7 protein-coding genes are annotated in these 7,340 nt (G+C 73.0%); 4 read left to right on the top strand and 3 right to left on the bottom strand.

All coding sequences use genetic code 11. From position 1 onward, the window contains the following. Positions 1–95: 95 nt before the first annotated feature. Both kamD and kdd read right to left on the bottom strand, forming a co-directional pair. A complete protein-coding gene (gene kamD / locus ACR9ZK_RS19725) occupies positions 96–1,703 on the bottom strand; it encodes a lysine 5,6-aminomutase subunit alpha (protein ID WP_481343670.1) in 1,608 nt (535 codons plus the stop codon). Next, complete coding sequence (kdd, locus tag ACR9ZK_RS19730) at positions 1,700–2,818, bottom strand: L-erythro-3,5-diaminohexanoate dehydrogenase (protein WP_481343671.1); 1,119 nt, start codon at positions 2,816–2,818, stop codon at positions 1,700–1,702. The genes kamD and kdd overlap by 4 nt, the downstream gene beginning before the upstream one ends. Before the next feature lie 91 nt (positions 2,819–2,909). Here kdd and ACR9ZK_RS19735 point away from each other — a divergent pair, with 91 nt between their 5' ends. From ACR9ZK_RS19735 to ACR9ZK_RS19750, 4 genes are read left to right on the top strand one after another with little or no spacing between them, the layout of a single operon-like run. After that, a complete protein-coding gene (locus tag ACR9ZK_RS19735) occupies positions 2,910–4,352 on the top strand; it encodes a KamA family radical SAM protein (protein ID WP_481343672.1) in 1,443 nt (480 codons plus the stop codon). 30 nt (positions 4,353–4,382) lie between these two features. Continuing rightward, on the top strand, positions 4,383–5,087 hold the full coding sequence (locus ACR9ZK_RS19740; protein ID WP_481343673.1) for a TetR/AcrR family transcriptional regulator: 705 nt from the start codon (positions 4,383–4,385) through the stop codon (positions 5,085–5,087). Further along, on the top strand, positions 5,084–5,593 hold the full coding sequence (ybaK, locus tag ACR9ZK_RS19745) for a Cys-tRNA(Pro) deacylase (RefSeq protein ID WP_481343674.1): 510 nt from the start codon (positions 5,084–5,086) through the stop codon (positions 5,591–5,593). Before ACR9ZK_RS19740 ends, ybaK begins: the two co-directional genes overlap by 4 nt. After that, positions 5,590–6,855 carry a multidrug effflux MFS transporter gene (locus ACR9ZK_RS19750; RefSeq protein ID WP_481343675.1) on the top strand — a complete coding sequence of 422 codons (1,266 nt, stop codon included), beginning with the start codon at positions 5,590–5,592 and terminating at the stop codon, positions 6,853–6,855. The genes ybaK and ACR9ZK_RS19750 overlap by 4 nt, the downstream gene beginning before the upstream one ends. A gap of 48 nt (positions 6,856–6,903) precedes the next feature. On the opposite strand, the gene ACR9ZK_RS19755 is transcribed toward ACR9ZK_RS19750, so the two are convergent. After that, a partial coding sequence (locus ACR9ZK_RS19755) for an Lrp/AsnC family transcriptional regulator (RefSeq protein ID WP_481343676.1) occupies positions 6,904–7,340 on the bottom strand: 437 nt, incomplete at its 5' end.

A 7,340-nucleotide genomic window follows, 5' to 3' on the forward strand; every position in this document is an offset into this window, starting at 1 on the left:
CACCTGCACCATGCCGTCACCGGTCGTGTCCCCGTAGGGCCGGACGATGCTGCCCTGCGGGCCTCTGCGCGGCTCCGCGGCGCGCGGTGCGCGGCTCATCGCGCGTCCCTGCCGGTCGTCCACGCGTCGAGCGCGGTGACGGCCGGGTTGTCGTAGCCCTCGGCCCGCCTGACGACCCCTTCGAGCCCCTTGCCCCGGTCTGGCGGGCGGCGCATGAGCCCGAAGGTTCCGTCGGCGATGGCCGCCAGCAGCGGGGGTTCGCCGGAGGCATCGGTGTCCTGGACGATCCGCTCGAGGAGGTCGACGGCCTCGGACAGCACCTGCCGGGCCCGCGTCTGGATGAACCCGTCGCGTGGCGGGTGGAAGTCCTCGGTGAGCCCGCTCGCGGCATTCATGACGTACCGGACGTTCTGGAGGGCGAGGTCGCGGTCGGACAGAAACGGGGTGACGACGGCCTCGGTCATCATCCCGACGAGGAGGATCCCCTGCCCGGTCATGGCGCCGACGAGGTTGAAGAACCCGTCGAGCAGGTAGCCGCGGAAGACGTCGCCGGTCATGTGCTTGGTCGGCGGCATCCACTTCAGCGGTGCGTCCGGGAACAGCCGGCGGGCCAGCAGCGCGTGCGCCAGCTCCATGCGGAAGCTGTCGGGCAGGTCGGGGTTGATCTCGAAGGCGTGCCCGAGCCCGAGCTGCCAGTCCTCGAGCCCGGCCTCCTTGGCGAAGCGCTCGTTGAGCAGCTGGCTGACCGTCACGGTGTGCGCTGCCTCGACCGCGTCGGCGGTCGTGAGGTAGTTGTCCTCGCCCGTGTTGATGATGATGCCGGCTCGTGCGTGGATCTGCCGTGAGAACCGCTGGTCCACGAAGGTCCGGACCGGGTTGATGTCCCGGAAGAGGATGCCGTACATCGAGTCGTTGAGCATCATGTCGAGGCGCTCCATGCCCGCGAGAGCCGCGATCTCCGGCATGCACAGGCCGGATGCGTAGTTCGTCAGGCGGACGTAGCGTCCGAGCTCCCTGCTGACCTCGTCGAGCGCGGCTCGCATGAGCCGGAAGTTCTCCTGGGTCGCGTAGGTGCCGGCGAAACCCTCGCGCGTCGCGCCCTCGGGCACGTAGTCGAGCAGCGACTGCCCGGTCGAGCGGATGACGGCGATGACGTCGGCGCCCTCGCGGGCCGCGGCCTGGGCCTGCGGGATGTCCTCGTGGATGTCTCCGGTGGCGACGATGAGGTAGACCCACGGCTTGTGCGGGGGGTCGCCCAGCCGTCGGACGAGGCGCTCACGCGTGGCGCGGGCCCGGTCCACGGTCCGCAGCCCTGTCCCGACGCCACGCGCGGCCGCCCGCCGGGCCGCCATGGCCGCGCGCCCCTCCGGGAGCCGGAACGCGACGTTCCCGCCGGCCGCCTTCTGGGCGAGCGTCAGGAGGTCGGGCGCCTCGCCGCGGAGCAGGGCGTCGTAGACCGGCGTCGTGACGCCGTGCTCGAGGCCGACGCCGGTGCGGACGGCGTCGACGAGGTGGTTGACCCACGGCACGCGCTCGTGGTCGGCACCGGCGAGGCCGGCGAGGCGCAGGGTGGCCCGCTCGACCGAGACCGTCGTGTGGCTCCGCGCGAGCCGCACGACCGGGGCCGCGGCCCGGCGCGCCAGGGACCGCGCCCGCCGGACGACCGCCGGGTCGAGCTCGAGGACAGGTGCGGGGCGGCTCACCCCTCAGATCCTGCCGTCTCGCGCGCGAGCCGCGACTCGAACAGGGCCCGGACCGCCGGCACGGTGCGCATGAGCGACAGGGCGAGCTCGGCGTGGCCGGGCACGTACCCGTTGCCGATGAGCATCCGCACGTCGGCGGCGACGCCCTCGGCTCCGAGCGCCGCCGCCGCGAAGCTCGTGGCCATGCTGAAGAAGATGACGGTGCCGCCATCGGCGGTGGCCAGGATCGCGGGCTGCTCGCAGCCGGGCACGTCGACGCAGACGACCGTGACGTCGGCAGGTCCACCCGCGGCCTCGACCGCAGCGGCGAGCCCGAGGGGGCTGCGCGCGTCGGCGAGGACCACGACGTCGGCCAGGCCGGTCGCCTCGAGCAGGCGGCGCTCGCGCTCGACCGGCACGACGCCGATGGTGCGCGCGGCCCCCGACGCGCGCGCCGCAGCCAGCGACAGCGACCCGGACTTGCCGGCCGCACCGAGCACCGCGACGGTCGGCGCGGTGCCGCGGGCCGTGTGCTCCCCGACGACCCGGGACACGAGGGCCGGAGCCCCGCACACGTCCATGACCATGAGGGCCAGCCGGGGCTCGAGGTCGTCCGGCAGGACGGCGGCGATGCTGCGGCCGAAGAGGATCGCGTGGCCCCGCGCCGGCACCTGTTCGGATCGGCCGTCCCAGCGGGCGAGCCCGTCGCTGATGGCCAGCGGCGTCAGGGACAGCGAGACGAGGGTGGCGACCCGGTCGCCCACGGCCAGACCCAGTGGGCTCGCCGGGCCCACCTCCTCGACGGTTCCGATGAGCATGCCGCCCGAGCCGGTGACGGGGTTCTGCATCTTGCCGCGGTCGGCGACGATGGCGAGCACCTCCTCGCGGACCGCCTCGCCGTCGAGGACGCCCGCCCGCGTGTGCTTGTCGGCGAGCTGGCGGTAGGAGGCGGCGTCGAGGTTGAGGGTGTCGACCGTGATGCGGACCTCGTCCGGCCAGAGCTGCGGGCGCGCGTCGAGCCGGTGGGCCGCCTGCGGGAGGGTCGGCCCCTCCTCCCCCACGGGGTCGAGAACGCGGTGCAGCCCCACGGGTGAGGCCTCACGCGCGTCCGTGGGCGGGGGTGGTGTGGTGGTCACGGCGGAGATCCTCCGGTCGCAGTGGATGCGTACGACAAATCCTTTCGCATCATAGGAGGTCGGAGGGTGATGCTTCGGTTATCGTCGGGACATGACACAGGTGTCGCAGCCGTACGCCTACCGCCGCCGCGAGCTCGTCGAGCCGGACTGGACCAGGCTGCCCGGCTGGACCGCCGTCACGCCGTCCGACTGGGACAGCGCCCAGTGGCAGCGCGCCCACTGCGTCAAGAGCGTCGCGCAGCTGCGGGCCGTCATGGGCGACCTCCTCGAGGACCGCTTCTACGCCGACCTCGAGCGCGACCAGGCGCAACGGGCCACGATGTCGATGCTCCTGCCTCCGCAGATGCTCAACACCATGGTGCCCGCCACCGACGAGCCCGTGCCGGCGGCCGGCGCCGCCTTCACGGCGGCCTTCTACGCCGACCCCGTCCGCCGCTACATGCTCCCGGTGTTCTCCGACCGGCGCACGGACTGGCCCTCGCACCCGCACGCCACGCGCGACTCCCTGCACGAGCACGACATGTGGGTGGCCGAGGGGCTGACCCACCGCTACCCGACGAAGGTTCTCGCCGAGCTGCTGTCGACGTGCCCGCAGTACTGCGGGCACTGCACGCGCATGGACCTCGTCGGCAACTCGACGCCGCAGGTGGCCAAGCTGCGGTTCGGGCTCAAGCCGGTCGACCGCCAGGAGGCGACGCTCGACTACCTGCGCCGCACCCCGGCGGTCAGGGACGTCGTCGTCTCCGGCGGCGACGTCGCCAACATGCCGTGGAAGAACCTCGAGGCGTTCCTCGACCGGCTGCTGGAGATCGAGAACGTGCGCGACATCCGCCTCGCCACCAAGGCCCTCATGGGTCTGCCGCAGCACTGGTTCGCCGGCGACGTCGTCGAGGGCGTAGCCCGGGTGGCTCGGACCGCCCGCGAGCGGGGCGTGTCCCTCGCCATCCACACCCACGTCAACAGCGCGCAGTCCGTGACGCCGGCCGTGGCGCGGGCCTCGCGGGCGATGCTCGAGGCGGGGGTCCGCGACGTGCGCAACCAGGGCGTCCTCATGCGCGGCGTCAACGACACCCCCGAGCGCCTCCTCGACCTGTGCTTCGCCCTCACCGACGGGGCGATGGTCACGCCGTACTACTTCTACATGTGCGACATGATCCCGTTCGCCGAGCACTGGCGCGTCTCGCTCGCGGAGGCCCAGCGGCTCCAGCACGAGATCATGGGCTACCTGCCGGGATTCTCGACGCCCCGCATCGTCTGCGACGTCCCGCTCGTCGGCAAGCGCTGGGTCCACCAGGTGGAGCAGTACGACCGGGAGCGCGGAATCTCCTACTGGCGCAAGAACTACCGCACCTCCATCGAGGCTGACGACACCGAGGCGCTGTCGCGCGAGTACGTCTACTACGACCCGATCGACACGTTGCCGGCCTCCGGGCAGCAGTGGTGGCGCGAGACCGTCGACCACGAGGAGGTCCTGGCGGCCGCGGGCGAGCGGGCCGCGTCGAGCCGGGCGGCCGCGGAGTCGCAGCTCGTCTGAGGCCACCGGCACCGCACGTAGACTGCCGCGGTGACCTCCCGCTCCCCCGCCACCCGCGTCCGCATGCCCCGCGCCGAACGCGAGGCGCAGATGCTCGAGGTGGCCGAGAGCGTCTTCTCCCGGCGTGGGGTGCAGGCCGCGACGATGGACGAGATCGCCGAGCAGGTCGGGGTGACCAAACCCCTCATCTACGACTACTTCGGCTCCAAGGAGGGCCTGCTCGCGGCGACGATCGAGCGGGCCCGGGGCCAGCTCATGGCAGCGCTCATCGGTTCGTGGGCGGCGGCCGACGCCGCGGACACCCCGGTCCGTGAACGCGTCCGGCGGGTCGTCCACGCGTTCTTCACCTTCATCGACGCGCACGATGCCGCGTTCGCCCTGCTGCGCACCGAGGGCGCGCTCATCGGCGAGGCGTCCGACTCGGTCGAGCGGATCCGCCAGCAGACCGCCAAGGCCTTCGCGGAGGGCCTGCTCGCCCTGCCGGAGTTCGGGGCGCAGACCGCCACCCGCGTCACCGCGATGGCCGAGGTGCTCATCGGCGGCTGCGAACGGCTCGCCGTCTGGCGCAGCACGCACCCCGGCGGCATGGACGCCGACGAGGCCACCGACCTCGTCGTGACGACGATCTGGGACGGCCTGTCTAGCGTCGGCGCGGCGGGGCTCGACGCTCACGGGGACACCCCTGCGGACACCCCTCCGGACACCCCTGCGGACACCCCTGCGGACGCCCGGTGACGCCGCGTCGCAAGGGCGCCGAGGGGCCGACGACGCAGGCCACGCTCGCGCTCGACCGCGCGAAGGTCGCCTGGCGCGGACGTCCGTACGACCACGACCCGTCGGCCCCGAGCTACGGGCTCGAGGCGGCGGCGGCGCTCGGTGTCGAGCCGGCACGTGTCTTCAAGACGCTGCTCGTCGACACCGGTCGCGGCCTGGCCGTGGGCATCGTCCCGGTCGACGGACAGCTCGACCTCAAGGCGGTCGCCTCGGCGCTCGGCGCGAAGTCGGTGACGATGGCCGATCCCGCAGCCGCCGAGCGCAGCACCGGGTACGTCGTCGGCGGCATCTCCCCCGTGGGCCAGAAGCGCGCGCTCCCGACGGTGCTCGACGACTCGGCGTTCGAGCACGAGACCGTCCTCGTGTCCGGGGGCCGCCGCGGGTTCGACGTCGAGCTGGCACCGGCGGACCTGGCCGCCGTGACACGTGCCGTCCGGGCCCCGATCGCGCGGGGACCCAACGGATGAGGGCCGTACCCGCCAGCACGCGGCTCGGCCGCGCCCGGCTCGTCGTGATCCTCGCGGCCCTGACGATGGTGGGCCCGTTCTCCATCGACACGATCTTCCCCGCGTTCGACGTCATCGGCCGCGAGCTGGCGGTCGACGCGGTGACGATGCAGCAGACGCTCAGCGTCTACCTGGCGACGTTCGCGGTGGCGAGCCTCTTCCACGGCTCGTTGTCGGATGCGCTCGGGCGCAAGCCGGTGATCCTCGTCGGCTGTGGGCTCTACGCCGCGACGAGCGCGCTGTGTGCCCTCGCGCCGAGCATGCCGTTGCTGCTCGGCGCCCGCGCCGTGCAGGGCCTCGTCGCCGGTGCCGGGATGATCGTCGGCCGGACCGTCGTGCGCGACCTGTTCGACGGGTCGGCCGCGCAGCGGTTCATGTCGCACATCTCGGTCATCTTCGCCGTCGCGCCCGCACTCGCGCCGATGGTCGGCGGCTGGATCCTCGGGTGGGGCCAGTGGCGCACGATCTTCTGGGTGCTGACCGGCTACGGGGTCGCCCTCGTCGTGGCGACGCTCGTGGCCCTGCCCGAGACCCATCCGGCGTCCGAGCGGGTCCCGTTCCGCCCGCGCGCGCTCGTCGCGTCCTTCGTGTCGGTGGCCCGCGACGCGTCGGTCCTGCGCCTCGGCGCGGCGATCGCCCTCAACTTCGCGGGGCTGTTCCTCTACGTGTCCTCCGCGCCCGTCGTCGTCGTGGAGCACCTCGGTCTCGGGCCGCGCGACTTCGGGGTGCTCTTCGTCCCGCTCGTCGTCGCGATGATGCTCGGCTCGTTCCTCACGGGGCGGCTCGCCGGGCGGGTCCGCCAGGGCGCGTTCGTCCTCGCCGGCTTCGTGGTCTCGCTCGCGGGAAGCGTCTTCGCCGTGCTGTACCAGGGCCTGTCGGTGGCCCCCTCGACCGTGTGGACCGTGCTGCCGGTCGGCGCGATCTCGCTCGGTGTCGCGCTCGTCTTCCCCGTCCTCACCATCGCGATGCTCGACCTGCGACCGCGTGAGCGTGGTGCGGTGTCCTCGTTCCAGTCGTTCCTCAGCACGTGCGCGAACGCCCTTGTGGCGGGGGCCCTCTCGCCCCTCGTCAGCGGGTCGCTGACGACGCTCGCCCTCGTCGCCGGCTCACTGACGAGCGCCGCACTGGCCCTGTGGGCCTGGCACCGTCGGACGCACCTGACCGCGTCGCGCGCACCGGTCCCGCCCGACGCGTCGGCCGAGGAGCCCACCGACCGGCTGTGACGCGTCCGGCACGGCTTCCCTTGTGCCGCAAGGTCGCTCGGGCGGGCGCTACTCCTGCTCGCGCGGGATGGCTGAGGCGCTTCGACCCTCCCACGGCGTCGACAGGACGACGGTCGTGCGGGTCGAGACGTTGGCGGCCGAGCGGATCCGCGCGAGAAGGTCCTCCAGGTTGCCCGGTGTGCCGACGCGCACCTTGAGGATGTAGCTCTCGACCCCGGCCACCGAGTGGCAGTCCTCGATCTCGGCGATGTGCGCGAGGCGCTGGGGCACGTCGTCGGGCGCGCTGGGGTCGAACGGCGTGACGGAGATCAGCGCTGTCAGCGACAGGCCGAGCGCCTCGGGCGAGACCGTGGCCGCATACCCGGTGATGACGCCCCGCTCCTCGAGCCGCCGGACGCGCTGGTGCACCGCGGACGTCGACAGGCCCGTCGCCTTGCCGAGGTCGGTGTAGCTCATGCGGCCGTCTGCGAGCAGCAGGCCGACGA

This window comes from Monashia sp. HAY1-5C, from assembly GCF_056755255.1.

Bases quoted from the DNA above. Each gene is read 5' to 3' on its own strand.
- ACR9ZK_RS19735 (WP_481343672.1), top strand. From the start codon at position 2,910: ATGACACAGGTGTCGCAGCCGTACGCCTACCGCCGCCGCGAGCTCGTC.
- ACR9ZK_RS19750 (WP_481343675.1), top strand. From the start codon at position 5,590: ATGAGGGCCGTACCCGCCAGCACGCGGCTCGGCCGCGCCCGGCTCGTC.